The sequence below is a fragment of the Type-C symbiont of Plautia stali genome (genome assembly GCF_059730935.1).
In genome coordinates, this window is the sequence record NZ_AP035923.1 from 1,472,989 (window position 1) to 1,497,766 (window position 24,778).

23 protein-coding genes are annotated in these 24,778 nt (G+C 58.6%); 15 read left to right on the forward strand and 8 right to left on the reverse strand.

Annotated elements, in window-relative coordinates; translation table 11 throughout:
• Window positions 1-479: 479 nt before the first annotated feature.
• The 3 genes from AC6I7J_RS06715 to yeiP all read right to left on the reverse strand — a co-directional run bounded on the left by AC6I7J_RS06715 (window position 480) and on the right by yeiP (window position 2,879).
• Window positions 480-1,187: a phosphatase PAP2 family protein gene (locus AC6I7J_RS06715; RefSeq protein WP_498007025.1), complete on the reverse strand. Its 708-nt coding sequence runs from the start codon at window positions 1,185-1,187 to the stop codon at window positions 480-482.
• A gap of 45 nt (window positions 1,188-1,232) precedes the next feature.
• Window positions 1,233-2,207, reverse strand: coding sequence for a CobW family GTP-binding protein (locus tag AC6I7J_RS06720; RefSeq protein ID WP_498007026.1), 975 nt, complete (start codon window positions 2,205-2,207; stop codon window positions 1,233-1,235).
• 99 nt (window positions 2,208-2,306) lie between these two features.
• Window positions 2,307-2,879, reverse strand: a complete 573-nt coding sequence (yeiP, locus tag AC6I7J_RS06725) for an elongation factor P-like protein YeiP (RefSeq protein ID WP_031280049.1) — start codon at window positions 2,877-2,879, stop codon at window positions 2,307-2,309.
• Between the two features lie 152 nt (window positions 2,880-3,031).
• Here yeiP and AC6I7J_RS06730 point away from each other — a divergent pair, with 152 nt between their 5' ends.
• The 4 genes from AC6I7J_RS06730 (at window position 3,032) to fruA (ending at window position 7,343) form a co-directional block, all read left to right on the forward strand.
• A complete protein-coding gene (locus tag AC6I7J_RS06730; protein WP_058757250.1) occupies window positions 3,032-3,286 on the forward strand; it encodes a YkgJ family cysteine cluster protein in 255 nt (84 codons plus the stop codon).
• Window positions 3,287-3,563: 277 nt separating this feature from the next.
• Window positions 3,564-4,694 (forward strand): fused PTS fructose transporter subunit IIA/HPr protein, encoded by a 1,131-nt coding sequence (gene fruB, locus AC6I7J_RS06735; protein ID WP_058769932.1) that lies wholly within the window; start codon window positions 3,564-3,566, stop codon window positions 4,692-4,694.
• Window positions 4,691-5,629 carry a 1-phosphofructokinase gene (fruK, locus tag AC6I7J_RS06740; protein WP_021509266.1) on the forward strand — a complete coding sequence of 313 codons (939 nt, stop codon included), beginning with the start codon at window positions 4,691-4,693 and terminating at the stop codon, window positions 5,627-5,629. Before fruB ends, fruK begins: the two co-directional genes overlap by 4 nt.
• Before the next feature lie 16 nt (window positions 5,630-5,645).
• Window positions 5,646-7,343 (forward strand): PTS fructose transporter subunit IIBC, encoded by a 1,698-nt coding sequence (gene fruA / locus AC6I7J_RS06745; RefSeq protein ID WP_058769933.1) that lies wholly within the window; start codon window positions 5,646-5,648, stop codon window positions 7,341-7,343.
• A 69-nt stretch (window positions 7,344-7,412) separates the two neighbouring features.
• Here fruA and nfo read toward each other — a convergent pair whose 3' ends face one another.
• Together nfo and AC6I7J_RS06755 are read right to left on the reverse strand one after the other, a co-directional pair.
• Window positions 7,413-8,258: a deoxyribonuclease IV gene (gene nfo, locus AC6I7J_RS06750; RefSeq protein WP_058775787.1), complete on the reverse strand. Its 846-nt coding sequence runs from the start codon at window positions 8,256-8,258 to the stop codon at window positions 7,413-7,415.
• A 56-nt stretch (window positions 8,259-8,314) separates the two neighbouring features.
• The gene (locus AC6I7J_RS06755; RefSeq protein WP_125309752.1) at window positions 8,315-9,361 is read right to left on the reverse strand and encodes a YeiH family putative sulfate export transporter; all 1,047 of its coding nucleotides are present in this window, start codon (window positions 9,359-9,361) and stop codon (window positions 8,315-8,317) included.
• A 106-nt stretch (window positions 9,362-9,467) separates the two neighbouring features.
• Here AC6I7J_RS06755 and AC6I7J_RS06760 point away from each other — a divergent pair, with 106 nt between their 5' ends.
• The 5 genes from AC6I7J_RS06760 to AC6I7J_RS06780 all read left to right on the forward strand — a co-directional run bounded on the left by AC6I7J_RS06760 (window position 9,468) and on the right by AC6I7J_RS06780 (window position 14,464).
• On the forward strand, window positions 9,468-9,845 hold the full coding sequence (locus AC6I7J_RS06760) for a YkvA family protein (RefSeq protein ID WP_058757253.1): 378 nt from the start codon (window positions 9,468-9,470) through the stop codon (window positions 9,843-9,845).
• A 9-nt stretch (window positions 9,846-9,854) separates the two neighbouring features.
• Window positions 9,855-10,721, forward strand: a complete 867-nt coding sequence (yieE, locus tag AC6I7J_RS06765) for a DNA-binding transcriptional regulator YeiE (protein WP_498007027.1) — start codon at window positions 9,855-9,857, stop codon at window positions 10,719-10,721.
• 136 nt (window positions 10,722-10,857) lie between these two features.
• On the forward strand, window positions 10,858-12,324 hold the full coding sequence (locus tag AC6I7J_RS06770; protein ID WP_211725213.1) for an amino acid permease: 1,467 nt from the start codon (window positions 10,858-10,860) through the stop codon (window positions 12,322-12,324).
• Between the two features lie 272 nt (window positions 12,325-12,596).
• Window positions 12,597-13,676, forward strand: a complete 1,080-nt coding sequence (locus AC6I7J_RS06775) for a FecCD family ABC transporter permease (protein ID WP_132465083.1) — start codon at window positions 12,597-12,599, stop codon at window positions 13,674-13,676.
• Entirely contained in the window at window positions 13,676-14,464 is a 789-nt protein-coding gene (locus AC6I7J_RS06780) for an ABC transporter ATP-binding protein (RefSeq protein WP_238561794.1), read from the forward strand. Before AC6I7J_RS06775 ends, AC6I7J_RS06780 begins: the two co-directional genes overlap by 1 nt.
• A 47-nt stretch (window positions 14,465-14,511) precedes the next feature.
• On the opposite strand, the gene fghA is transcribed toward AC6I7J_RS06780, so the two are convergent.
• From fghA to ptrR, 3 genes are read right to left on the reverse strand one after another with little or no spacing between them, the layout of a single operon-like run.
• Complete coding sequence (fghA, locus tag AC6I7J_RS06785) at window positions 14,512-15,354, reverse strand: S-formylglutathione hydrolase (RefSeq protein ID WP_274526767.1); 843 nt, start codon at window positions 15,352-15,354, stop codon at window positions 14,512-14,514.
• Between the two features lie 12 nt (window positions 15,355-15,366).
• Complete coding sequence (locus AC6I7J_RS06790) at window positions 15,367-16,491, reverse strand: S-(hydroxymethyl)glutathione dehydrogenase/class III alcohol dehydrogenase (RefSeq protein WP_021509276.1); 1,125 nt, start codon at window positions 16,489-16,491, stop codon at window positions 15,367-15,369.
• A 45-nt stretch (window positions 16,492-16,536) separates the two neighbouring features.
• Window positions 16,537-17,448, reverse strand: a complete 912-nt coding sequence (gene ptrR / locus AC6I7J_RS06795) for a putrescine utilization regulator PtrR (RefSeq protein WP_498007028.1) — start codon at window positions 17,446-17,448, stop codon at window positions 16,537-16,539.
• Window positions 17,449-17,551: 103 nt separating this feature from the next.
• Between ptrR and AC6I7J_RS06800 the strand changes: the two genes are divergently transcribed.
• The 6 genes from AC6I7J_RS06800 (at window position 17,552) to mglA (ending at window position 24,766) form a co-directional block, all read left to right on the forward strand.
• Window positions 17,552-18,682, forward strand: coding sequence for a YbfB/YjiJ family MFS transporter (locus AC6I7J_RS06800; RefSeq protein WP_059009177.1), 1,131 nt, complete (start codon window positions 17,552-17,554; stop codon window positions 18,680-18,682).
• A 124-nt stretch (window positions 18,683-18,806) separates the two neighbouring features.
• Window positions 18,807-19,472, forward strand: a complete 666-nt coding sequence (gene folE, locus AC6I7J_RS06805) for a GTP cyclohydrolase I FolE (protein ID WP_021509279.1) — start codon at window positions 18,807-18,809, stop codon at window positions 19,470-19,472.
• Between the two features lie 54 nt (window positions 19,473-19,526).
• Window positions 19,527-20,687 carry a DUF418 domain-containing protein YeiB gene (gene yeiB / locus AC6I7J_RS06810; RefSeq protein ID WP_136547342.1) on the forward strand — a complete coding sequence of 387 codons (1,161 nt, stop codon included), beginning with the start codon at window positions 19,527-19,529 and terminating at the stop codon, window positions 20,685-20,687.
• Between the two features lie 141 nt (window positions 20,688-20,828).
• Window positions 20,829-21,869 carry an HTH-type transcriptional regulator GalS gene (gene galS, locus AC6I7J_RS06815; RefSeq protein WP_498007029.1) on the forward strand — a complete coding sequence of 347 codons (1,041 nt, stop codon included), beginning with the start codon at window positions 20,829-20,831 and terminating at the stop codon, window positions 21,867-21,869.
• 309 nt (window positions 21,870-22,178) lie between these two features.
• On the forward strand, window positions 22,179-23,174 hold the full coding sequence (gene mglB, locus AC6I7J_RS06820) for a galactose/glucose ABC transporter substrate-binding protein MglB (RefSeq protein ID WP_021509282.1): 996 nt from the start codon (window positions 22,179-22,181) through the stop codon (window positions 23,172-23,174).
• A 71-nt stretch (window positions 23,175-23,245) separates the two neighbouring features.
• Entirely contained in the window at window positions 23,246-24,766 is a 1,521-nt protein-coding gene (gene mglA / locus AC6I7J_RS06825; RefSeq protein WP_021509283.1) for a galactose/methyl galactoside ABC transporter ATP-binding protein MglA, read from the forward strand.
• Window positions 24,767-24,778: the final 12 nt, after the last annotated feature.

Sequence of the window (24,778 nt, forward strand, 5' to 3'; positions counted from 1 at the left end):
TGTCGCCAGCCAGGTGACAAAACGGGTTGAGATTAATAAGTGCGACCTTCTAAGACAATTCCTTAATTACTAAAATGTGTTAATGCACACATTTTTGTTGCTTAAGGTACCGAATTTTATGCTGCACGGTAGTAATCGGAGTCGAGGTTAACCGATTACAGACCGCGTGGCGAGTGCTTTTATATAAATTTTTATAGGTTTTTTTGATGTGAAATCAATCTGTAACACAACGGTTACTTTATCAACAACTGGTAGCGATTTAAGCGTCAATTAACGGCAGGAACAGCGGCTAATTCTGGCGCTAAGGGAGATTTTAAGAGGGTTCTGACTGGACAGGCCAGGAATAACGCCATTGTCAGACGATTTGACGCATAGGTTTTTCTTTTATCAGAAAACGCTTAGTTTGCTAATAATTTATTGCAGGATTAAATGAGCGCAGGCGATCTTAAAAACAGTGAATAATCGCCCGCGCTAAACTATTACGCCTGGGGTTTATATTTTCCGGGCAGCGAACGATAGAGCCAGTTCACCAGTTTGTCGCTGGCCGGTGTTAATAACCACCAGCTCAGGCCCACCAGCACCACCGACAGCGAACCAACCGCGATATCGGTAAACCAGTGTGCGCCTGCCATTACGCGCGGCAGGGAAAAGAGCACCACAATCAGCAGGCCCATCAGGAAGGCGCGGAAGCCGAAATAGCGCCACATAAAGCAGGCGAAGATAATCAGCATCATGCCGTGGTCGCCGGGGAAGCTGTCTCGGGACGCATCTTTTGCCGGAATGCCGGTCAGTTCACTGACGCGATGCACGTTATCAAAGAACAGCGTCGGGCTGGCATGCTTAACCGGCAGCAGGTGGCCCAGCTGGTTAAGAATCACCGCCGTCAGCAGCATGGTGATACCAATCACCAGCATACGACGTCGGCCCTGCGGCGTTTCGCGGCGCCAGAACCACAGATAGAGCAGGCCCATCGCCAGCAGCGACACCGCATCAAAACCGCGGAAATTGGTGATCGCCACCAGCAGCGCAAAGCCGTGATTGTCGACCATCTGGTCGTTAAAGCCAAAAAAGATGCCTTTGTCGAGAGCGAACCAGAACCCGTGCTCCGGCGGCAGATACCACGACATAAATAGCATCACACCCAGCGCATTCAGCAGCAGGATGGTGATCAAACGAGTAGTGCGCATAAAAGTAACTCAAAAAGAAAAAAATAACGGGCAAACCTACCGCAGCTAATTTAAACGAATCTTCAACAGGGCAGTCTGCAAGGCGTTCCAGTCGGTGGCCTGATGGTGGATCAATTCGATACGGCTATCCGGCGGCGTGACCGGGCGCGTTTCGATGAACAGGTCTTCGCCCTGACGGTTAATGCTGACCAGACCGTCAGCGGTACGCAGCACGCCTTTCACGCGATCCACCGGCGCAAGCCGCGCCCACTCTAAAGCCGGAATGGTATCGAACACCGTGTCACCATCGAAAATCCAGCCACAGGAAGCATAGCCCTGACCTTCATTTAACGCACGACGCCAGCGCGCTTCGCCTTCCAGTTTCAGCGCCGCCAGCCCCTGCGGGCGTGACGAATGATAATGATGCGCGGCATCGGGTACCGCACGATCCGCCAATGCCGGCTGACTCAGCAACGCCGGATCAATGTTGCCCCAGCTGGCTTCCACCAGTTGACGGTCGCCCAGATGCTGCTGCTGCCAGCTCGCCAGCCGCTGGCGATCTTCCGCATCCCACTTGTCGCTTTTGTTGGCGATGATGATGTCTGCGGCGATCAGCTGGTCGCGAAAGTTTTCATTCTCCGTGACGCGCGTATCGGATAACTGACGCGGATCGAGCAGCGTCAGCGTGGCGTCCACGCGAATCCACGGCTGATAGACCGCCGCGCGCAGCATATTCAGTAACTGTTTGGGATGGCCGAGGCCGGTGGGTTCGATAATCAGGCGGTCCGGCTGAGTCTGCTTCAGCAGCATATTCAGCCCGACCTGCAGCGGCAGGCCGTTAACACAGCACATGCAGCCGCCGGGGATCTCTTTCAGCGTGGCGCCGCGGTCGGCGAGCAGGGCGCCGTCAATGCCGATCTCGCCAAACTCGTTGACCAGAATGGCCCACTTCTCATTGGCCGGTTTGTGCGCCAGCAGATGTAACAGGGTGGTGGTTTTACCGCTACCGAGAAAACCGGTAATCAGGTTCACGCGCGTCATGATTTACTCCGTTAAAATAGCCGCGCCGGACAACCGCATCCGGCGCGCAGGCTGTTGTTATACTATAACAATCAACCGCCCCCGGAGAAAATCGTGCGCTTAATCGGCGCGTCCCATATAACGACGCTCGGCAATATGGATACGGATGCGATCGCCATTGCTCAGGTACTCCGGCACCTGAATCGACAGCCCGGTGCTCATGCCCGCCGGTTTGGTGCGCGCACTGGCGGATGCCCCTTTGATGCCGGGAGAAGTATCAACGATCTCCATGTCTACCGTCTGCGGCAGTTCCAGCGCCAGCACCTGACCATCCATGGTAAGCACCTGGATACCGGGAATGCCGCCTTCCGGAATAAACAGCAGCTCTTCTTCGATCTGATCTTTTTTGAAGCTGTACGGCGTGTAATCTTCGTCATCCATAAACACGTATTCGTCGCCGTCGATGTATGAGAAGGTCACCGCGCGGCGGCTGAGCTGGATGGCATCAATAATGTCGTCACCCTTGAAGCGCTCTTCAACTTTCAGGCCGGTGCGCACATCGGTGAAACGCATCTTGTACAGCGTGGCGGCGCCGCGCGCGCTTGGGCTCTGGACATCGATATCCTTCACCAGCAACAGTTTACCGTTCCAGGTGACGGCCATTCCTTTTTTGATTTCGTTTGCCTTTGGCATAATGCTTGACTCGCTATAACCAGGTAGATGCGCGCCAACTTACTCGCGCGGTGAAAAACAGGCAAGTGAGGCCGGTGAAAATTGTTGGTCGCGCATAGAATTCCGCGGTGCAGACTGCTATTGTCGGCCGCTAATCTTTGCAGGAGCGCATGATGTTATGTCGAGACCAGTGCGGTGCCTGCTGCACAGCCCCCTCCATCTCTTCCCCCATTCCCGGTATGCCTGACGGCAAACCGGCCAATACCCGCTGCGTTCAGCTTGACGAACAGCAGCGCTGCAAAATCTTTGGCTCGCCGCTGCGTCCGGCGGTGTGTGCCGGTTTACAGCCACAGGCGGAGATGTGCGGCAACAGCCGCGCCGACGCCATGATCTACCTGCTGCAGCTGGAAGCGGATACCGCGCCCTGAGTTTCAGCTGACGCGAGCTGAACAGCACGCTCGTCACAGGCGCCGCGTTACAGCAACGCGTCAGCGCGCCCGCTGTGAAAAATCCTAAATCCGCCGCGAAGTGTGCGGAGCATCAAAAATCTGCTACGCCGATTGCGCATTTTCTTGCCTGTAACCGGTTGCTGTACCATATTCCCTGAAACGTTTCAGCGTTGTCCTCCCGGCTAAGTCCGTGTCGCACAGCGTATTTTTTCGCCATCAGGCTGAAACGATTCACTTTCAGCAAGCGAGGAGAAATATGTTCCAGCTCGAAGTTCAGGCCATTCACACCGGCGCCAGCGCGTCCGATAAAGAACAGGCCATTCGTCAGGTTGCCGCTGCGCTTACCGCAGCCGGAAATGTGGCCGAAGGCTACGTCGACGGCATGCTGGCGCGCGAACAGCAAACCACCACCTTTCTCGGCAACGGCATCGCCATTCCGCACGGCACCACCGATACCCGCGATCTGGTGCTGAAAACCGGCGTGCAGGTTTATCAGTTCCCGCAGGGCGTGGACTGGGGCGATGGCCAGACGGCGTACGTCGCCATCGGTATTGCCGCTAAATCTGACGAGCACCTCGCGCTGCTGCGCCAGCTGACCCACGTATTAAGCGATGACAGCATCGCGGAGCAGCTGAAATCTGCCTCTGCTGAAGAGCTGCGCGCGCTGCTGATGGGTGAAAAGCAGGCCGCTGAATTCCAGTTCGATACGTCGCTGATCGCCACTGACGTGGCAGCCAGCGATCTGATGACGCTGCAGGCGCTGAACGCTGGTCGTCTGCAGGCGGCCGGTGCCGTTGACGCCAGCTTTGTCGCGGACGTTGTCTCGCACGCGCCGCTCAGCCTCGGTCAGGGCATCTGGCTGAGCGACAGCACGCACGGCAACCTCAACAGCGCGGTGGCAGTGAGCCGCAGCGCGACGCCGCTGACGCATCAGGGCGAACCGGTAGCGCTGCTGCTGACGGTCGCCGCCACCGATCAGCGCCCGCTTGAGGTGCTGGGCTATCTCAGCAATCTGCTGCTGAACAAGCAGGCTGAACGCCTGCTGAAGGCGGACGCGGCGGGCATTCTCGCGCTGCTGACCAGCGAAGTTGATGAAGCCGCGGACGTCTTAACCGCGGAATTCACCATCCGCAACGAGCACGGTCTGCATGCGCGTCCGGGCACCGCGCTGGTGAGCGTGATCAAGCAGTTCAACAGCGATATCACCGTGACCAATCTCGACGGCAGCGGTAAGCCGGCTAACGGGCGCAGCCTGATGAAGGTAGTCGCGCTGGGCGTGAAGAAAGGCCATCGTCTGCGTTTCACCGCCAGCGGTGACGATGCGCAGCAGGCACTGCACGCTATCGAAGAAGCCATTAATAGCGGTCTGGGCGAGGGGGCAGCATGAGTCGTCGCGTTGCCACTATCACCCTGAACCCGGCGTACGATCTGGTCGGCTACACGCCGGAGATCGAGCGTGGCGAAGTTAACCTGGTCAAAACCACCGGGCTGCACGCTGCGGGTAAAGGCATCAATGTCGCCAAAGTGCTGAAAGATCTCGGCATCGACGTTACCGTCGGCGGCTTCCTCGGCAAAGAGAATCAGGACGGCTTTCAGCAGCTGTTCAGCGAACTCGGCATCGCTAACCGTTTTCAGGTGGTGCAGGGCCGTACCCGCATTAACGTTAAGCTGACGGAAAAAGACGGCGACGTCACCGACCTTAACTTCTCGGGCTTTGACGTCACGCCACAGGACTGGGACCGCTTCACCGCCGACTCGCTGACCTGGCTGGGCCAGTTCGATATGGTGTGCGTCAGCGGCAGCCTGCCAGCGGGCGTTGCGCCGGACGCGTTCACCAAATGGATGAGCGATCTGCGCACCCACTGCCCATGCATCATTTTTGACAGCAGCCGTGAAGCGCTGGTGGCCGGTCTGAAAGCGGCTCCGTGGCTGGTAAAACCCAATCGCCGCGAGCTGGAGATCTGGGCCGGCCGCAAGCTGCCGACGCTGCAGGATGTGATTGACGCCGCGCACCAGCTGCGCGAGCAGGGCATTGCCCACGTGGTGATCTCCCTCGGTGCGGAAGGCGCGCTGTGGGTCAATGCCTCTGGCGAATGGATCGCCAAACCGCCTGCGTGTGAAGTGGTCAGCACCGTAGGCGCCGGAGATTCGATGGTTGGCGGCCTGATTTATGGCCTGCTGATGCGGGAATCCAGTGAACACACGCTGCGTCTGGCGACGGCGGTGGCGGCCATGGCCGTCAGCCAGAGCAACGTCGGCGTGACCGATCGTACCCAGTTGGCCGCGATGATGGCGCGCGTCGACTTACAACCCGTTAACTAACAGCAGGAGAGCGATAATGAAAACGCTGCTGATAAAAGATTCGTCACTCGGCCTGGCATCAGGCCATTTAGCCTCGGAACGTCTGCAGGCGGCGGCAGGGCAGGCGGGACTGACGCTGGTCGACAGCGCCGCGGACGCCGAACTGGTGCTGGTGATTGGCCAGCAGGTTACCGACAACGCGCAGCTCGCCGGCAAGTCCGTTGCCCTCGTGGACGTGCAGCAGGCGCTACGCGATCCGCAGGCGGCGCTGGCGCTGGCTAAAGATGCGGCGCAACCGTGGCAGCCGGCTGCGGCAACCCCGGCGGCAAGTGCACCGGCGCAGAGCTCCGGGCAGAAACGTATTGTGGCCGTCACTGCCTGTCCGACCGGCGTGGCGCATACCTTCATGGCAGCCGAGGCGATTGAAGCGGAAGCCAGCAAGCGCGGCTGGTGGGTAAAAGTGGAAACCCGCGGCTCAGTCGGCGCCGGCAACCCGATCACCCCGGAAGAAGTAGCTGCGGCCGATCTGGTGATCGTTGCGGCGGATATCGACGTTGACCTGGCGAAATTTGCCGGCAAGCCAATGTACCGCACCTCCACCAGTCTGGCGCTGAAGAAAACCGCACAGGAGCTGGATAAAGCGCAGGCGGAAGCCAAAGTCTGGCAGCCTTCCGGCAACCAGGCGGCAGCCAGCCAGAGCGACAGCAAAGAGAAAGCCGGTGCCTATCGGCATCTGCTGACCGGCGTATCTTATATGCTGCCGATGGTGGTCGCCGGCGGTCTGAGCATTGCGCTGTCATTCGCCTTTGGGATTACCGCGTTTAAAGAGCAGGGCACCTTAGCCGCGGCGCTGATGCAGATCGGTGGCGGCAGCGCCTTTGCGCTGATGGTGCCGGTGCTGGCGGGCTTTATCGCCTTCTCGATTGCTGACCGTCCGGGCCTGACGCCAGGTCTGATTGGCGGCATGATCGCCACCAGCATCAACGCCGGTTTCCTTGGCGGCATCATCGCCGGTTTCATCGCCGGTTACGCCGCGAAACTACTGAGCAGCAAAGTGAAGCTGCCGCAAAGTATGGAGGCGCTGAAGCCGATTCTGATCATTCCGCTGGTGGCCAGTCTGATTACCGGCCTGCTGATGATTTACGTGGTAGGCAAACCGGTTGCTGGCATCATGAGCGGCCTGACCAGCTGGCTGGCGAACATGGGAACTGCTAACGCGGTCCTGCTGGGCGCGATTCTGGGCGGCATGATGTGTACCGACATGGGCGGTCCGGTGAACAAAGTGGCTTACGCGTTTGGTGTTGGTCTGCTGAGTTCGCAAACCTACGCGCCGATGGCCGCGATCATGGCGGCCGGTATGGTGCCACCGCTGGCGATGGGGCTGGCAACGCTGGTAGCGCGTCGTAAGTTCAATAAAGGTCAGCAGGAAGGCGGTAAAGCCGCGCTGGTACTCGGCCTGTGCTTTATCTCCGAAGGTGCCATTCCGTTTGCGGCGCGAGATCCGATGCGCGTGCTGCCATGCTGTATCGTGGGTGGCGCAGTGACCGGTGCGATCTCCATGGCGATGGGTGCCAAACTGATGGCGCCGCACGGCGGGCTGTTCGTCCTGCTGATTCCAGGCGCCATTACCCCGGTGCTGGGTTACCTGCTGGCGATTGTGATTGGTACGCTGATTGCGGGTCTGGGCTATGCGATTCTGAAACGTCCGGAAGAGGAACTGGCCAAAGCCGCGTAACGGCAGCCAGGAACAACAAAGGGAGCCGCGGCTCCCTTTTTAATTGGCGACAGGCCCCGGTGAAACCCGTTACGCCTGCTGCTCGGCCTTCAGCCAGGCAATTTCATCCTTCCAGATATCCGGATTGATGGTTTCGAGAATCATCGGGATACCGTCAAAACGCGCATCCTTCATCAGCCAGCTAAACGCGGTCTTGCCAATGTTGCCCTCGCCGAGGCTGTGGTGGCGATCCACGCGGCTGCCGAGCGTGCTTTTGGCATCATTGAGGTGCATACCGCGCAGATACTGGAAGCCTACCACGCGCTCAAACTCGGCAAAGGTGGCTTCACAGGCAGCTTCGCTGCGTAAATCATATCCGCCAGCGAAGGCGTGGCAGGTGTCGATGCATACGCCGACGCGCGATTTATCCTCGACGTGGTCAATAATCGCCGCGAGGTGTTCAAAGCGGAAACCGAGGTTGCTGCCCTGGCCGGCGGTATTCTCAATCACTGCTACCACGTTGTGGGTTTTATCCAGCGCAATGTTGATCGACTCGGCGATGCGCTTCAGGCAGGCATCTTCATCAATCTGCTGCAGGTGGCTGCCGGGATGGAAGTTGAGCAGCGTCAGACCAAGCTGCTCGGCGCGCTGCATCTCATCGATAAACGCCTCGCGCGATTTCTCCAGCGCGTCCATCACCGGGTGGCCGAGGTTAATCAGATAACTGTCGTGCGGCAGGATTTGCGCGGCGCTAAAGTTGTACTGATCGCAGGCGGTTTTAAAAGCGTCGATCACCTGCGCAGAGAGCGGCGCGGCTTTCCACTGGCGCTGATTTTTAGTGAACAGCGCAAAGGCTGTGGCTTCAATTTCATGGGCCCGGATCACTGCCTGGTCTACGCCGCCGGATGCGCTTACGTGTGCGCCGATATATTTCATGCCGCTCTCCTGAATGGGCGATTGCTGATGCAAAACGCCCATGATAGCGGATGCGCTTACGCCATGAAATGTTGCACCAGCACATTCAGTGCGCCGCCGCCGAGAATCAGCCAGATAAACATCAGCAGACCAAGCAGCAGCGGTTTGACGCCCGCCTGCTTCAGCGCGCCGAAACGGGTGGTTAAGCCCAGCGCCGCCATCGCCATCGCCAGCAGCAGATTCGCCAGCTGATTCAGTCCCGCTACCACCGGCGGTGGCAGCAGATGCAGCGAGTTAAACAGCGCCACCACAATAAACAACAGGGCAAACCACGGAAAGCGGATCGGCTGCTGTGCCTGACGCTGGTGGCTGCGCTGGCGCTGCAGCCAGCTGCCGAGGATCAGCAGAAACGGTGCCAGCATCATCACCCGCAGCATCTTGGCGATGACTGCCGTGTTCTCCGTTTCCGCGCCCATCGCATGGCCAGCCGCCACCACCTGCGCCACTTCGTGCAGCGTCGAGCCGGTAAAGACGCCAAAGTGCTGTGCGCTGACCTGCGGCAGCAGCGTCCAGAGAAACGGGTACAGCACAATGCCGACGGTGCCAAACAGCACCACGGTGGCCACCGCGACCGCCACTTTCGACGGTGCGGCTTTGATCACCGGTTCACTTGCCAGCACCGCTGCCGCACCGCAAATGCTGCTGCCGGCACCAATCAGCCACACGGTTTCGCGATCCATTTTCAGAACACGAATGCCGATCAGGCAGGTGATCAGAAAGGTTGAGCTCAGCACCAGCACATCAATCAGCACGCCGCTGACGCCGACATCGGCGATCTGCTGCACGGTGATGCGGAAGCCGTAAAGAATGATGCCGAGTCGCAGCAGTCGCTGTTTGGCCAGCAGCACCCCACTGTCGCACGGGGTCGCAACGCGGGGATACAGGCTATTACCCAGCACGATGCCGATAATGATGGCCAGCGTCAGCGCGCCGAATCCCGCGCCCGCCAGCCACGGCTGACTGGCCAGCCACGCGGCACCTGCGGCGATGGCGGCGGTCAGCAGCAGTCCCGGCAGCCAGCGATGAACATGAAAAGGGGTTTTGTTGACGCTTAGTTCAGCCATAATACGCTTCTCCTCAGTGAGGCTTTAGCGTGCGCCGGGCTGGCTTAAAAGTGAAATTGATAATATATTTATAATCAACCGGAATAAGTGATAAGGAAGGGCAACAATGTTCATGCGCTTGCGCCGCTGGGCGAAGCTCATCAAACGGGACGTGCTGACGCTGTGGTTTGCCTGTCGCGATCCGCGTACGCCGTGGTGGTTTAAGCTGCTGGCGTTTGGCATCGTCGCTTATGCGCTCAGCCCCATCGATCTGATTCCGGACTTCATCCCGATTATTGGCCTGCTGGATGACGCGATTATCATCCCGCTCGGCGTGATGATCCTGCTGCGTCTGCTGCCGCGCGACGTGCGCATCAGCAGCGCCGAACGCGCCGAGGTGCAGCGGGCGCGCGGCAAAAAGATCGTCAGCTGGAGCGGCCTGATTCTGATGCTGCTGATCTGGCTGGCGGTGGTGATCTATCTGGTGAAGCGGTACGCCATGTAAGGAGCACGCATGCACATTACGCTGCGTCAGATTGAAGTGTTTACCGAGGTGCTGAAAAGCGGCTCCACCACGCAGGCCTCACAGGTGCTGGCGCTGTCGCAGTCGGCGGTCAGCGCGGCCCTGGCCGATCTGGAAAGTCAGCTCGGCGTACAGCTGTTTGACCGCGTTGGTAAACGGCTGGTGCTCAACGAGCACGGCCGGCTGCTCTATCCGCGCGCGGTCGGGCTGCTGGAGCAGGCGATTGAGATCGAACAGCTGTTTAAAGAGGACAACGGAGCGATTCGCCTGTTTGCCAGTAGCACCATCGGCAACTATCTGCTGCCGGGGATGATTGCCGCGTATCGCCGTGATTTTCCCACGCTGCCGCTGGAGCTGAGCGTTGGCAACAGCCAGGACGCCATCAATGCGGTGGCTGATTTTCGCGTCGATATCGGCCTGATTGAAGGGCCGTGCCATGAGCCGGATATCATCAGCGAACCGTGGCTGGAAGATGAACTGGTGGTGTTCGCCGCGCCGGATGCGCCGCTGTTACAGCAGCCGGCGACGCTGGTGACGCTGGCCGCTGCGCCGTGGATCCTGCGCGAGCGCGGTTCCGGTACGCGTGAGATTGTCGATTACCTGCTGCTGTCGCACCTGCCGCAGTTTCAGCTGGGGATGGAGTTAGGCAATTCGGAGGCAATTAAACACGCGGTGCGCCACGGCATGGGCATCAGCTGCTTATCGCGCCGGGTGATTGCCGATCTGCTGGAGGCGGGCACGCTGAAGGAAGTGCCGGTGCCCCTGCCGCGCCTGACGCGCACCCTGTATCGCATCCATCACCGGCAGAAACATCTGTCGAAAGCGCTGAGCCGCTTCCTCGCCTATTGCCGGGAATAGCCGCAGTCTCCCCTCTGTTGTGGCTAATAATTCCCGGCCGATTATGAAGGTAACTAATAACCCGAGGCGAATGCTATACAGTGCAGGCTTTGCTGCTACAATCGCGCCTTATTTTTATCCAGCATAGCGTTTACACATGCATAATGACTCAAAAACAACACAACAGCCTGGGCTGCGCCGTGAATTAAAAGCGCGCCATCTCACCATGATCGCCATTGGCGGTTCCATCGGCACCGGCCTGTTTGTCGCCTCGGGTGCCACTATCTCTCAGGCGGGTCCTGGCGGTGCGTTACTCTCCTACGCGCTAATCGGCCTGATGGTCTACTTCCTGATGACCAGCCTCGGCGAACTGGCGGCGTTTATGCCGGTCTCCGGTTCCTTTGCCACCTACGGCGCCAAATATGTCGAAGAGGGCTTTGGCTTCGCGCTGGGCTGGAACTACTGGTACAACTGGGCGGTGACCATCGCCGTTGACCTCGTCGCCTCACAGCTGGTGATGAACTACTGGTTCCCGGACACGCCAGGCTGGATCTGGAGCGCGCTGTTCCTCGGTCTGATGTTCCTGCTCAACTACATTTCGGTCAAAGGCTTCGGCGAGGCGGAATACTGGTTCTCACTGATCAAAGTCGCCACCGTTATCATTTTTATTGTGGTCGGTGTGCTGATGATTACCGGCATCCTGCGCGGCGCAGAAAATGCTGGCTGGCACAACTGGACGGTGGGAGATGCGCCGTTTGCCGGCGGGTTTGCGGCGATGATTGGCGTGGCGATGATTGTCGGCTTCTCCTTCCAGGGCACCGAACTGATCGGGATTGCCGCCGGTGAATCAGAAGACCCGGCGAAGAATATCCCGCGCGCGGTGCGCCAGGTGTTCTGGCGTATTCTGCTGTTCTATGTGTTTGCGATCCTGATCATCAGCCTGATTCTGCCGTATACCGATCCGCAGCTGCTGCATAACGATGTCACCGATATCAGCGTCAGCCCGTTCACGCTGGTGTTCCAGAATGCCGGTCTGCTGTCCGCGGCGGCGGTGATGAACGCGGTGATCCTGACGGCGGTGCTGTCGGCGGGTAACTCCGGCATGTACGCCTCAACGCGTATGCTGTTTAACCTGGCGCAGGAAGGCAAGGCACCGCGCATTTTTGCAAAACTGTCGAAAGGCGGCGTACCGCGCAATGCCCTGCTGGCGACCACGGTGGTGGCAGCGCTGTGCTTCCTGACCTCGAAATTTGGCAATCAGGAAGTGTACCTGTGGCTGCTGAATACGTCAGGGATGACCGGCTTTATCGCCTGGCTCGGCATTGCTATCAGCCATTATCGCTTCCGCCGCGGCTATGTGGTACAGGGGCTGAATCTGGCCGATCTGCCTTACCGCTCCGGCTTCTTCCCGCTGGGTCCGATGTTTGCGTTCGCGCTGTGTCTGATCATTACGCTGGGGCAGAATTATCAGGCATTTCTCGCCGATCGCATCGACTGGTACGGCGTAGCCGCAACCTATATCGGCATTCCGCTGTTCCTGGTGATCTGGCTGGGCTATAAGCTGACGCGCGGCACCCGCTTCGTGAAATACAGCGAGATGGAATTCCCTTCCTTTAAGCAGTAATGCCTGACAACGCGGCCTGAAGGCGTTTTTGCGCGATGAATCGCGCCGCTACAAACCGGTGCAACCCTCTGTAGCGGCGCAATTTATTGCGCTGGCAAACAGGCAGTAATGCATGACAACGCGGCCCCGGCCGCGTTTTTTTTTTGCGATTTATTACGCTATGCAAACCTGGCGCAAACCATTCGGGCTTTGTTACAGAGACAGCATTGATAATTATTATCACCTGCTCTATTGTGGCAGCCGTTATAAGGCGACAGGAAACAGGTAGAACAATGCGTAGTACGGACTCCGCGCTGGTGGCGGAACATGGCACCGAAGCCGATACCCTGACCCGTTATCGTCAGGTTCTGCGTCAGCGACTGTTGCTGATTGGTGTGCTGGTGCTGGCGATCCTCGCTTCAGTTATCCTCGATTTCACCCTTGGCCCGGCCGGCCTGACACTCGACACGCTGTGGCAAACGCTGCTCCATCCCGCAGCGGTGGACGCCGGCACGCGCGTGATCGTCTGGGACATCCGTCTGCCGTATGCGCTGATGGCGGTGGTGGTCGGCTTCTCACTCGGCCTCGCCGGTGCTGAAATGCAGACCATCCTTAATAACCCGCTGGCCAGTCCGTTTACGCTCGGCGTCTCGTCGGCAGCGGCGTTTGGTGCCGCGCTGGCGATCATTCTCGGCATTGGTATTCCCGGCGTGCCGGACCAGTGGCTGATCTCCGCCAATGCCTTTGTCTTCGCCTTGTTTGCCGCGCTGATGCTGGATGGCATCACGCGCTGGAGCAAAGTCTCAACTTCCGGCGTGGTGCTGTTTGGCATCGCGCTGGTGTTCACCTTTAACGCCCTGGTTTCGATGATGCAGTTCATCGCCAGCGAAGATACGCTGCAGGGCCTGGTGTTCTGGACCATGGGCAGTCTGGCGCGTGCTTCATGGGAAAAACTGGGCGTGCTGAGCGCCGCCTTTGCCATCCTGCTGCCGTTCTCGATGCTCAGCAGCTGGAAACTCACGGCGCTGCGCCTTGGTGAAGATCGCGCGGTGAGCTTCGGCATTGATGTGCGGCGTCTGCGGCTGGCGACGCTGTTGCGCATCAGCATTCTCTCGGCGCTGGCGGTGGCATTCGTCGGCCCGATCGGCTTTATCGGCCTGGTCGCGCCGCACATTGCGCGCATGATGTTTGGTGAAGATCACCGCTACTATCTGCCGGCCAGTGCGCTGACCGGCGCGCTGGTGCTGTCGCTGGCGTCGGTGGCCTCGAAAAACCTCATTCCCGGCGTTATCATTCCGGTCGGCATCGTCACCTCGCTGGTGGGCGTGCCGTTCTTTCTCAGCATTATTCTGCGGCATCGGGGGACAGTGTGATGGAGCAGGGCTTACGCGTCAGCCACTTTTACGCCGGTTACCCGAAGCGGAACGTCATCGACGATCTCAATGTCACGCAGCTGCCACGCGGCAAAATCACCGTGCTGCTGGGGCCCAACGGCTGCGGCAAATCGACGCTGCTGCGCGCGCTGGCCGGTCTGAGCAAAGGGCAGGGCGAGCTGTGGCTCAACGGTGAAGAGCTGATGAGCCAGCCGTTTGCCCGGCGCGCGCAGCGCGTGGTCTATCTGCCGCAGACGCTGCCAGCCGGTGTGCATCTGCACGTGCTGGAGTCGATCATCGTGGCGCAGCGTGCCTCCGGCGGATTACACAGTGCCGCCAGTGAAGCGGAAATCATGCACCTGCTGGAGCAGCTGGGCATTGCCCATCTGGCGATGCGCTACCTCGATCAGCTGTCCGGCGGCCAGAAGCAGCTGGTCGGGCTGGCGCAGTCGCTGATTCGCCGTCCGGAACTACTGCTGCTGGATGAACCGCTCAGCGCGCTGGATTTGAATTATCAGTTCCACGTGATGGATTTGGTGCGGCGCGAAACCCAGCTGCGCAACATGGTGACGGTGGTGGTGGTGCATGACATCAATATCGCGCTGCGTCATGCCGATCACGCGCTGATGCTGAAGCAGGGGCAACTGCTGGCCGACGGCGTGCCGTCGCAGGTGATTACGCCAGAGACGCTGGCGCAAGTGTATGGCGTGCGCGGCCGCATTGAGCACTGCTCACAGGGCATGCCTCAGGTAATGATTGACGGGCTGGTGGCGGAATCACTGGCCTGACGTCAGACACGTTCTGCCCCTCAGCATCAGAGGGGCAGAGAAGTGCACTACGCCAGTAAATGCTGCGCGTGGAACCGCAGATGGTCCTCCACAAAGCTGGCGATAAAGAAGTAGCTGTGGTCATAACCCGGCTGGATACGCAGCTCCAGCGGGAAGTTCTGCTCGCGCGCCACTGCTTCCAGCCGCTCCGGGCGTAGCTGATCGGCGAGGAACTGATCGCTATCGCCCTGATCGATCAGCACCGGCAGGCGATGTTCAGCGTTCTGCATCAGCAGGCAGCTATCCCACTCGCGCCACGTCTGGCGATCGTCGCCCAGATAGGCGGCAAAGGCTTTCTGTCCCCACGGCACTTCGCTCGGGTTGACGATTGGTGCAAACGCGGACGCCGACGCAAAGCGCCCGCCGAGGCGCAGCGCCAGCACCAGCGCGCCGTGGCCGCCCATCGAATGCCCCATTACCGACTGGCGATCGCTCAGCTTGAAGTTATCCGCCACCAGTGCCGGCAGCTCCTCGCTGAGATAATCGAACATGCGATAATGTGCCGCCCACGGTTGCTGCGTGGCATTGAGATAAAACCCGGCACCCTGGCCCAGATCGTACCCGCTGTCATTGGCCACTGCATCGCCGCGCGGGCTGGTGTCCGGCATAATCAGCACCAGACCGAGTTCGGCCGCCACGCGCTGCGCACCGGCTTTGGTGGTGAAGTTCTCATCGTTGCAGGTCAGCCCGGCGAGAAACCACACCACCGGCGGTGGCGCGTCGTCGCGCGGCGGTGGCAGAAAAATGCTGAACGTCATCGGGCAGTTGAGCACGGCGGACTGATGACGCCAGCGCTGCTGCCAGCCGCCAAAAATACGGTGTTCTTCCAGCAGCTCCAGAGTGGATGCCATGTCGCCTCCTGCTTATTTATTAAAATGCACCACGGAACGGATCGATTTGCCTTCATGCATCAGCTCAAATGCCTCGTTGATCTCTTCCAGCGGCATGGTGTGGGTGATGAAATCATTCAGCGCAAACTTACCGTCGAGGTAATCCTGCACGATGCCCGGCAGCTGAGTACGTCCTTTCACGCCGCCAAACGCCGACCCGCGCCATACGCGACCGGTAACCAGCTGGAACGGCCGGGTAGAAATCTCTTCGCCGGCACCGGCAACGCCGATAATCACTGATTCGCCCCAGCCTTTATGGCAGCACTCCAGCGCGGAACGCATCACGTTGACGTTACCGATACACTCAAACGAGAAGTCCACGCCGCCGTCGGTCATCTCAACGATAACCTCCTGAATTGGCTTAGCAAAATCTTTCGGATTAACCAGGTCGGTTGCGCCCAGTTTGCGCGCCAGGTCAAACTTGCTGGTATTGATATCAATACCGATGATGCGACCGGCCTTGGCCATTTTCGCCCCAATGATTGCCGACAGGCCAATACCGCCGAGGCCGAAAATCGCCACGGTGTCGCCTTCTTTCACTTTGGCGGTGTTCATCACCGCGCCCATGCCGGTGGTCACGCCACAGCCGAGCAGGCACACTTCTTCCAGCGGCGCTTCTTTGCTGATTTTCGCCAGGGAGATTTCCGGTACAACGGTGTACTCAGAGAAGGTCGAGGTGCCCATGTAATGGAAGATCGGCTTGCCGTCTTTAAAGAAGCGGGTGGTGCCGTCGGGCATCAGCCCTTTGCCCTGTGTGGTGCGGATTGCCTGACACAGGTTGGTTTTGCCGGAGAGACAGAATTTACACTTGCCGCACTCTGGCGTGTACAGCGGGATCACGTGATCGCCGACCGCCACGCTGGTAACGCCTTCGCCCACCGCTTCAACCACGCCGCCACCTTCGTGACCGAGGATCGCCGGGAATACGCCTTCCGGATCTTTACCGGACAGGGTGTAAGCATCGGTATGGCACACGCCGGTGGCAACGATGCGCACCAGCACTTCCCCTTTCTGTGGCGGCATCAGATCCACTTCTTCAATCTTCAGCGGTTCGCCAGCAGCCCAGGCCACGGCCGCGCGGGTTTTAATCATGTTCATGCAATCCCTCTTCCTGTGATGTCGTGATTGGATAAAAAATAACGCTTACTCAGCGGCCTGCAGCGGATGCAGCAGTTCATCGTTGAGCGGGCGGTCATCAAACATTTCAATAATCAGATACTTCAGCGCCTCAACGTTGGGCGTAAAGGCGTCGCGGCGCCACATCAGCCAGGTGGCCGTGTCGCGCCAGGTCGGCGGCAGGCTGTGCTGCTGCACGCGCGCGCGGGCCGGCATCTGCGCCAGCACCGAGGCGGGAATCATCGCCACGCCGCCGCCGCCGGCTACGCAGGCGACCATGGCGTGATAAGACTGAATCTCCATAACGCTGTGCGGTGCGCTCTGGCTGTCGCGATACCAGGACTCCAGCCGGGTGCGGTACGAGCAGCTGTTGCCAAAGGCAAATAGCGTATCGCCCTGCGTATCGCGGGCGCTGTGAATCGGCGCGTGTTCGAGGCTGGTGATCAGCACCATCTCTTCACGAAAGGCGATGCAGCCATTCAGATCGTCATGACTGGCCGGACCGTCCACTAGGGCCGCCGCCAGCGTGCCGGCGCGCACTTTATCGATGATATCGCCTGAGGTGCCGGTCACCAGCGACAGCGCGACGTTGGGGAAGCGCTGATGATAGGCGGCCAGCAATCCCGGCAGGCGAGTGGCGGCGGTGCTCTCCATCGAACCGAAGGCAAAGTTACCACCGGGTTCACCGGCGCGCGCCATGTTCAGCGCCTCGTCGCTCAACTCCAGAATGCGCTGCGCATAATTGAGGAAATTGTGGCCCATCGGCGACAAACGAATGCGCTGCTTCTCACGAATAAACAGATCGACGCCGATTTCTTCTTCCAGCTGTCGCAGTCGCGTGGTGAGATTAGATGGCACGCGATGCAGCATTTCGGCGGCGCGCGCCAGTGAGCCGGTTTCGGCCACGGAACAGAACATGCGGAGCTGTACTAAATCCATATTCTCTTCTCGTAAACAACTTGGTTAATATTATTCACTTTTCGTGAGTCTAAACGTCATGCATGCTGCTGACAAGTGATAATCCAATCGATCCGGAGTCAGAATGGCGTGGCGAGTCGCGCTTAGCGCATTTTTAAGTTTAGTGGTTGCAATGGGGATTGGGCGATTTGCGTTTACCCCGCAGGTGCCGCTGATGATTCACGACGGTCAGCTCACGCTCGCCAGCGCCAGCCTGGTCGCGGCGCTGAACTATCTCGGTTATCTGGCCGGATCGTTTGACGCGATGCGCGCGCAGCGGCGCGTGGAGTGGCGGCTGCAGCTGGGCGTCTGGGGTGCCGTCGCGCTGACGTTGCTGTCCGCCTGTATCAGCGGGCCGTGGCTGCATGCGGTGGTGCGTTTCCTGATCGGCGTCGCCAGCGGCTGGGCAATGGTGCTGGTGGCAGCATGGAGCAATGAGCAACTGCTGCATCACGGCCGGCCGGGTCTGTCGGCAGCGGTGTTTGCTGGTCCCGGCACCGGCATCTTCATCAGCGGTATGCTGGCGGTACTGCTGCACGCCAGCGGCGTGAGCGCGGCGTTTGCCTGGGCGGCGTACGGTGTGCTGGCGCTGCTGCTGATTGCCGCGATTGCGCGCTTCCTGCCGCGCAGCGGACAGCTGCATCGCCCGCAACAGGCCGCCGAGCCGCTGCTACTGACGCGTAATCTGAAGCGCCTGATCCTCAGCTACAGCCTCGCCGGCTTTGGCTATATTCTGCCCGCCACCTTCCTGTCGCAAATGGCGGCGGCGCGCTTCCCTGATAGCGCTTTTGCGCAGTTTGTCTGGCCGGTGTTTGGCGGGGCGGCGGTGATCGGCATCGTGCTGGGGATCGTGACGCGCCACTGGGGTAGCAGCCATCGGCGGCTGGCGCTGGTGCTGTGGGCGCAGGCGCTGGGCGTGATCGCCGCCATCGTACTGCCGGGCATTAACGGTCTGCTGCTGGCGGCGCTGCTGATTGGCGGCGGCTTTCTCTGCGTGGTGCAGCTGTCGCTGCAGTACAGCCGGGAGCTGGCGCCGCACCACGCGCGCTATCTTGCCGGCCTGCTCACGACCGGTTATGCCATCGGACAGCTCGGTGGGCCGCTGCTGTCCTGGATTTCCAGCCTGCTATGGCACCGGCTCGATCCGGCGCTGTGGGTGGCCGGAGGCGGTTTGCTGCTGGCGGGGGCGCTGGTGATGCGGCGATCGCCCACCTGAAACGCTTTCATTTCCAATCGGATTGATTGCTGGATTAAGCGCGCGTTGTGTTTCACAATACGCGCTCAGAATTTCCCCCGCAGGCGCAGACCTGCGGGCGCATCACCTGCCGGAGAAGAGTACGATGAGCACCTTAAGTCAGGAAGCCGCCCTGGTTCACGAAGCACTGCTGGCGCGTGGCCTGGAAACGCCATTACGCGCCCCGGTGCGCGACATGGACGACGCGTCACGCAAGCGCGAGATCGCCGGCCACATGACCCAGATTATGCAGCTGCTGAATCTGGACCTGGAAGACGACAGCCTGATGGAGACGCCGCACCGCATCGCCAAGATGTATGTCGACGAAATATTTTCAGGTCTGGATTACGCCAACTTCCCGAAAATCACCGTCATCGAAAACAAGATGAAGGTGGACGAAATGGTCACCGTGCGTGATATCACCCTGACCAGCACCTGTGAACACCACTTCGTGATCATCGACGGCAAAGCCACCGTGGCCTATATCCCTAAAGACAAGGTGATTGGCCTGTCGAAGATTAACCGTATCGTACAGTTCTTCGCCCAGCGTCCGCAGGTGCAGGAGCGTTTAACCCAGCAGGTGCTGGTGGCGCTGCAAACCCTGCTGGGCACCAATAACGTGGCGGTGTCGATCGATGCGGTGCACTACTGCGTGAAAGCGCGCGGCGTCAAAGATGCGACCAGCGCGACCACCACCACTTCACTCGGCGGATTGTTCAAATCGAGCCAGAACACGCGTCAGGAGTTTCTGCGCGCGGTACGCCACAGCTAAGCAGCGCGGGCGGCGTCGTTGTCGCCCGTGTTCCTCTCACCGTCAGGGCACTCGATGCAACGCTATCTCGCGCTGGATTTCATTCGTGGTTGCGCCATTCTCGGCATATTGCTGCTGAATATCGTCGGCTTTGGTCTGCCCTCGGCGGCCTATCTCAATCCGGCCTGGCAGGGTGAAGCCTCCGTTTCTGATGCCTGGACCTGGGCAATCATGGATGGCCTGGCGCAGCTAAAATTCCTGACGCTGTTTGCGCTGCTGTTTGGTGCCGGGCTGGCACTGCAGGTGCCGCGCGGCAGCCGCTGGATCTCCTCGCGCTTAACGCTGCTGGTCTTCATCGGGTTCATCCACGCGGTGTTCCTGTGGGAAGGCGACATCCTGCTGGATTATGGCCTGATTGGGTTGATTGTCTGGCGCATGCTGCGTGACGTGCCATCGGAGCGGGCGCTATTACATACCGGGGTGCTGCTCTATCTGGTGGGCTGTGCCGTGCTGCTGGTGTTTGGCATCATCTCCAGTCCGCAGCCGACGCGCTCATGGCTGCCGGGCGCGGCAGACTTGGAGTATGAGAGCTACTGGAAACTGGTCGGCGGCTGGGAAGCGGTGCAGAATCGCCTCGAGCACCTGTCATCCGGCCTGATGGCGCTGGCTTCGCAGTATGGCTGGCAGCTGGCCGGGCTGATGCTGATCGGTGCCGCGCTGATGCGCAGCGGCTGGCTCAGCGGCCAGTTTAGTCTGCAACACTACCGACGCGCGGCGGCGCTGTTACTGACCATCGGCTGGCTGATTGCCATACCCGGCGTGATGGCACAGTGGCTGCTACAGTGGGAATTTCGCTGGAGCGGCTTTTTCCTGCAGGTGCCACGCGATCTCGCCAGTCCGTTTATCAGCCTTGGCTACGCTGCGCTCTGTCTCGGTTACTGGCCGGCCATCGCCGCCACGCGGTTCAGTTACGCCATTCAGTGCGTCGGCCGCATGGCGCTGAGCAATTATCTGCTGCAGACGCTAATCTGCACCACGCTGTTCTACCGCTTCGATCTGTTCCTCAAATTTGACCGCCTGCAACTACTGGCCTTTGTACCAGCTATCTGGCTGGTCAATATTCTGTTCTCCGTGCTGTGGCTGCGCGTCTTCCCGCAGGGACCGATGGAGTGGCTCTGGCGCCGGCTGACGCAGCTCGCCGCCGGAAAAGCGGATAACGCGTCCGCCGGCAGATAATGATGTTCATCACAAAGGTTGCATAATTGTATGTAACCGTTTTCATCCGTGTGACGTAATTCACGCAGCTGTTTCCGATGCCCTGACAGAATAGCGCCGTTACGCGCCAGTCGCGCATTTTCTCCTCTGTGGAACAACTGCATGATAACGATTCGTGATGTCGCCCGTCAGGCCGGGGTTTCCGTTGCCACCGTGTCGCGGGTGCTTAATAACAGCAGTGCAGTCACCTCTGATACCCGCGAAGCCGTGCTGCAGGCGGTTGAATCGCTCGGCTACCGGCCGAATGCCAACGCGCAGGCGCTGGCGACCCAGGTGAGCGATACCATCGGCGTGGTGGTCATGGACGTTTCCGATCCCTTCTTTGGTGCGCTGGTTAAAGCGGTGGATACCGTGGCGCAGCGCATGCACAAGCATGTGCTCATCAGCAATTCGTGGCATCAGGAAGAGAAAGAACGCCATGCCATTGAGGTGCTGATCCGCCAGCGCTGCAACGCGCTGGTGGTGCACGCGAAAACGCTTACAGACGCGGAGCTGGCCCGGTTTATGGATCAGGTCCCCGGTATGGTCCTGATTAATCGTACTATTCCCGGTTACGAGCACCGCTGCGTCTGCCTCGATAATGTCACCGGGGCGCAGATAGCGACGCGTATGCTGTTACAGCAGGGCCATCAGCGCATTGGATACCTCAGCTCCAGCCATCCGATTGAGGACGTGGCGCAGCGCCGCGACGGCTGGCTGCAGGCGCTGGCGGAGCAGGGCATCCGCCCGCCGGAGGGCTGGATTGCACATGCCGAACCGGACATGCAGGGCGGTGAAGCCGCGATGGTGGAACTGCTGGGGCGCAATCTGCACCTCACTGCGGTGTTCTCCTATAACGATGGCATGGCGGCCGGTGCGCTCACTGCGCTGAAAGATAACGGTATTCAGGTGCCGCAGCATTTCTCTGTCATCGGCTTCGATGATATCCCCATTTCCCGCTACACCGACCCGCAATTGACCACGGTACGCTATCCCATTGTTTCTATGGCGAAACTGGCGACTGAGCTGGCCCTGCAGGGCGCAGCAGGCACGCTCGATCCGCACGCCGCGCACTGCTTCATGCCTACGCTGGTGCGGCGCCATTCAGTGGCGCAGCGGCAAATTGTGGAGTCGGTCACTAATTCAGGCGATAGCGCCGTGTAACCGTTTCCAATCTGTGATTGTATTCACAGTTAATTAACATGGCGCTCACTATGATGGCAGCGTCTTACCGGACTGAAACATTATGTAACGCCGGGCTTTCCTTCCCCGGTCTGGTTTCAGTAGCCGATTGAAATGGTTCACAACACACTTCAGGAAGCGTTTACCTACAGGGAAGTCAGGATAGCGATGGTGGTCCGGCTTGGTAGCAGCGCCTGCCCCATAAAAAAATAGCGTTTCAACCGACTGCGCTGTCTGCCCGCAGGCAATACGGCGCGATGAAATACCCTGCATAAAAAAACCGGAGATACCATGAATAAGAAGGTTTTCACGCTCACAGCACTGGTTGCCAGCATGATGTTTGGTGCAACTGCGCACGCCGCCGATACCCGCATTGGCGTGACAATTTATAAATATGACGACAACTTCATGTCGATGGTGCGCAAAGACATCGAAAAAGAGGCGAAAGCCGTTGGCGGCATTCAGCTGCTGATGAACGACTCACAGAACGACCAATCCAAACAGAACGACCAGATTGACGTGCTGATGGCGAAAGGCGTGAAAGCGCTGGCTATCAACCTGGTGGATCCGGCTGCTGCGGCAGTGGTGATCGACAAAGCGCGCTCGAACGACGTGCCGGTGGTGTTCTTCAACAAAGAGCCTAACGCGAAAGTGCTGGCCAGCTACGACAAAGCTTACTATGTCGGTACCGACTCCAAAGAGTCCGGCATCAAGCAGGGTGAGCTGATCGAGAAACACTGGAAAGCCACGCCAGCCTGGGATCTGAACAAAGATGGTCAGATTCAGTTCGTGCTGCTGAAAGGTGAACCGGGCCATCCGGACGCTGAAGCGCGTACCAAATACGTCATCGAAACCCTGAACAAAGACGGCATCAAAACCCAGCAGCTGGCGATGGATACCGCAATGTGGGATACCGCGCAGGCGAAAGACAAAGTTGACGCCTGGCTGTCTGGCCCGAACGCCAACAAAATTGAAGTGATCATCGCGAACAACGATGCGATGGCGATGGGTGCGGTTGAAGCGCTGAAGGCGCACAACAAAACCAGCATTCCGGTATTTGGTGTAGACGCCCTGCCAGAAGCGCTGGCGCTGGTGAAATCCGGTGCGATGGCCGGTACCGTGCTGAACGATGCGGAAAACCAGGCGAAAGCCACGCTGGACATTGCTAACAACCTGGCTAATGGCAAAGAGCCAACCGCAGGTACCAACTTCAAGATGGACGGCAAAGTAGTGCGCGTACCGTACGTACCGGTTGATAAAGAAAACCTGTCGCAGTTTGTGAAGTAATTCGTCCCGGGCGCGGCTTTTCTGCCGCGCCTTATTGCATCTGACCAACGCTTTTTTTAGCCAGGTAAATTATGGCCAGTGAGAATCCGACCACACAGCGAGAATATCTGCTGGAGATGACGAATGTCTCGAAATCATTTCCAGGGGTGAAAGCCTTAGATAATGTGAATTTAAAAGTGCGGCCGCACTCCGTCCATGCCTTAATGGGTGAAAACGGCGCCGGAAAATCCACTTTATTAAAATGCCTGTTTGGGATTTATAAAAAGGATACGGGGAGCATCCTATTTCAGGGTGAGGAAATAGATTACAAATCCTCCAAAGAGGCGCTGGAAAATGGCGTTTCAATGGTGCATCAGGAATTAAACCTGGTGCTGCAGCGCAACGTGATGGACAACATGTGGCTGGGGCGCTATCCGCGCAAAGGTCCGTTTGTCGATCAGGATAAAATGTATCGTGATACCAAAGCGATCTTTGATGAATTAGATATTGATATCGATCCGCGCGATAAAGTCGCGACGCTTTCGGTATCGCAAATGCAGATGATTGAAATCGCCAAGGCGTTTTCCTATGACGCGAAAATCGTCATTATGGATGAGCCCACGTCATCGCTGACCGAAAAAGAAGTTAACCATCTGTTCACCATTATCCGTAAGCTGAAAGATCGCGGCTGCGGTATTGTTTATATTTCGCATAAAATGGAAGAGATTTTCCAGCTGTGCGATGAGATCACCATTCTGCGTGACGGCCAGTGGATTGCCACTCAGCCGCTGGAAGGGCTGGACATGGACAAGATCATCGCCATGATGGTCGGCCGTTCGCTCAACCAGCGCTTCCCGGACAAAACTAACGTGCCGGGTGAAGTGATTCTGGAGGTGCGCAATCTGACCTCGCTGCGCCAGCCATCGATCCGTGATATCTCGTTTGATCTGCATAAAGGCGAGATTCTCGGGATTGCCGGCCTGGTGGGCGCCAAGCGTACTGACATTGTGGAAACCTTATTTGGTATCCGTGAGAAGTCGGGCGGCACCATTAAACTGCACGGTAAAGCGATTAATAACCACAGCGCCAACGAAGCCATCAACCATGGTTTTGCGCTGGTAACGGAAGAGCGGCGTTCCACCGGGATTTATGCCTACCTGGATATTGGTTTTAACTCGCTCATTTCTAATATCAAGAAATATAAATCCAGTATGGGTCTGCTGGATAATAAACGCATGAAAAGCGATACCCAGTGGGTCATTGATGCCATGCGGGTGAAAACGCCCGGCCATCATACCCAAATTGGATCGCTCTCCGGCGGTAACCAGCAAAAAGTCATTATTGGTCGCTGGTTATTGACGCAGCCGGAAATACTGATGCTTGATGAACCGACGCGCGGTATTGACGTTGGCGCTAAATTCGAGATTTATCAGCTGATCTCGGAGCTGGCGAAAAAAGAAAAGGGCATCATTATTATCTCTTCTGAAATGCCAGAGCTGCTGGGCATTACCGACCGTATTTTGGTAATGAGTAATGGTCAGGTAGCGGGCATTGTCGATACTAAAACGACCTCGCAGAATGAAATCCTGCGTTTAGCGTCATTACACCTTTAATGAAGCAAGGGC

What these genes read in the sequence shown, in the direction of transcription:
- AC6I7J_RS06715 (WP_498007025.1), bottom strand. Translation starts at nt 1,187, where the DNA reads ATGCGCACTACTCGTTTGATCACCATCCTGCTGCTGAATGCGCTGGGT.
- AC6I7J_RS06720 (WP_498007026.1), bottom strand. Translation starts at nt 2,207, where the DNA reads ATGACGCGCGTGAACCTGATTACCGGTTTTCTCGGTAGCGGTAAAACC.
- yeiP (WP_031280049.1), bottom strand. Translation starts at nt 2,879, where the DNA reads ATGCCAAAGGCAAACGAAATCAAAAAAGGAATGGCCGTCACCTGGAAC.
- AC6I7J_RS06730 (WP_058757250.1), top strand. Translation starts at nt 3,032, where the DNA reads ATGTTATGTCGAGACCAGTGCGGTGCCTGCTGCACAGCCCCCTCCATC.
- fruB (WP_058769932.1), top strand. Translation starts at nt 3,564, where the DNA reads ATGTTCCAGCTCGAAGTTCAGGCCATTCACACCGGCGCCAGCGCGTCC.
- fruK (WP_021509266.1), top strand. Translation starts at nt 4,691, where the DNA reads ATGAGTCGTCGCGTTGCCACTATCACCCTGAACCCGGCGTACGATCTG.
- fruA (WP_058769933.1), top strand. Translation starts at nt 5,646, where the DNA reads ATGAAAACGCTGCTGATAAAAGATTCGTCACTCGGCCTGGCATCAGGC.
- nfo (WP_058775787.1), bottom strand. Translation starts at nt 8,258, where the DNA reads ATGAAATATATCGGCGCACACGTAAGCGCATCCGGCGGCGTAGACCAG.
- AC6I7J_RS06755 (WP_125309752.1), bottom strand. Translation starts at nt 9,361, where the DNA reads ATGGCTGAACTAAGCGTCAACAAAACCCCTTTTCATGTTCATCGCTGG.
- AC6I7J_RS06760 (WP_058757253.1), top strand. Translation starts at nt 9,468, where the DNA reads ATGTTCATGCGCTTGCGCCGCTGGGCGAAGCTCATCAAACGGGACGTG.
- yieE (WP_498007027.1), top strand. Translation starts at nt 9,855, where the DNA reads ATGCACATTACGCTGCGTCAGATTGAAGTGTTTACCGAGGTGCTGAAA.
- AC6I7J_RS06770 (WP_211725213.1), top strand. Translation starts at nt 10,858, where the DNA reads ATGCATAATGACTCAAAAACAACACAACAGCCTGGGCTGCGCCGTGAA.
- AC6I7J_RS06775 (WP_132465083.1), top strand. Translation starts at nt 12,597, where the DNA reads ATGCGTAGTACGGACTCCGCGCTGGTGGCGGAACATGGCACCGAAGCC.
- AC6I7J_RS06780 (WP_238561794.1), top strand. Translation starts at nt 13,676, where the DNA reads ATGGAGCAGGGCTTACGCGTCAGCCACTTTTACGCCGGTTACCCGAAG.
- fghA (WP_274526767.1), bottom strand. Translation starts at nt 15,354, where the DNA reads ATGGCATCCACTCTGGAGCTGCTGGAAGAACACCGTATTTTTGGCGGC.
- AC6I7J_RS06790 (WP_021509276.1), bottom strand. Translation starts at nt 16,491, where the DNA reads ATGAACATGATTAAAACCCGCGCGGCCGTGGCCTGGGCTGCTGGCGAA.
- ptrR (WP_498007028.1), bottom strand. Translation starts at nt 17,448, where the DNA reads ATGGATTTAGTACAGCTCCGCATGTTCTGTTCCGTGGCCGAAACCGGC.
- AC6I7J_RS06800 (WP_059009177.1), top strand. Translation starts at nt 17,552, where the DNA reads ATGGCGTGGCGAGTCGCGCTTAGCGCATTTTTAAGTTTAGTGGTTGCA.
- folE (WP_021509279.1), top strand. Translation starts at nt 18,807, where the DNA reads ATGAGCACCTTAAGTCAGGAAGCCGCCCTGGTTCACGAAGCACTGCTG.
- yeiB (WP_136547342.1), top strand. Translation starts at nt 19,527, where the DNA reads ATGCAACGCTATCTCGCGCTGGATTTCATTCGTGGTTGCGCCATTCTC.
- galS (WP_498007029.1), top strand. Translation starts at nt 20,829, where the DNA reads ATGATAACGATTCGTGATGTCGCCCGTCAGGCCGGGGTTTCCGTTGCC.
- mglB (WP_021509282.1), top strand. Translation starts at nt 22,179, where the DNA reads ATGAATAAGAAGGTTTTCACGCTCACAGCACTGGTTGCCAGCATGATG.
- mglA (WP_021509283.1), top strand. Translation starts at nt 23,246, where the DNA reads ATGGCCAGTGAGAATCCGACCACACAGCGAGAATATCTGCTGGAGATG.